Source organism: Pararhodobacter sp. SW119 (assembly GCF_017811755.1).
Classification (GTDB): Bacteria; Pseudomonadota; Alphaproteobacteria; order Rhodobacterales; family Rhodobacteraceae; genus Pararhodobacter.
This window is the reverse complement of record NZ_JADDJF010000179.1, coordinates 1-701: the sequence shown is the minus strand read 5'-3', so window position 1 is coordinate 701 and position 701 is coordinate 1. Positions and strand designations below refer to the sequence as shown.

General features: G+C 61.1%; 1 pseudogene. It reads left to right on the top strand.

Annotated elements, in window-relative coordinates:
- Window positions 1–149 precede the first annotated feature (149 nt).
- Window positions 150–598 (top strand): annotated as a pseudogene (locus IM708_RS21540) (IS110 family transposase); the annotation flags it as partial.
- Window positions 599–701: the final 103 nt, after the last annotated feature.

Below are 701 nucleotides of genomic sequence, written 5' to 3'. Positions count from 1 at the left end.
CAAGCACCGCGCACACAGGCCGGACAAATGACCGCAACCTGCTTCGATCCACGCCGCTCAAGAAAACCCTTGCAAAACCGGAGCCAATGGTATGGACCCCGCCGCCTTCGCGGGGTGAACTCGACCTTGACCTGCAAAAGGAGGGTATCATGCAGATCGTTCGGATTGGATTGGACCTAGCCAAATATGTGTTCGAGGTTCACGGCGTCGACGCGCGCGAGAAAACAGTCTTGCGTAAGACGTTTCGGCGCGAGGCGGTGGCGCAGTTCTTTTCGGAACTTCCGCCCTGCGTCGTGGGCATGGAAGCATCGAACGGAGCGCATTACTGGGCGCGGGTGCTTGCCGAGTTCGGCCATGAGGTTCGCCTGATCAGCCCGCAGTTCGTGACGCCCTACGTCAAGTCGAACAAGAACGCGATGCGGAAGCGATCTGTGAAGCCATCGGTCGGCCATCGATGCGTTTCGTGCCGCCGAAATCTACCGAGCAGCTTGCCATTCAGGCGGTTCATCGGATCCGTCAGCGGCTGGTGTCGGACCGGACCAGGCTTGTGAACCAGATCCGCGGTCTTCTTGCCGAGCATGGCGTTGTGATCGCCCGCGACATTAGCCGGCTCCGGCACGCGCTCGCGCGGATGGCAAATGGCGCTGAGGCCGAACTCGGCGACATGCTCCGGGATCTCGTGCGGGACGTTCACGAGGAAC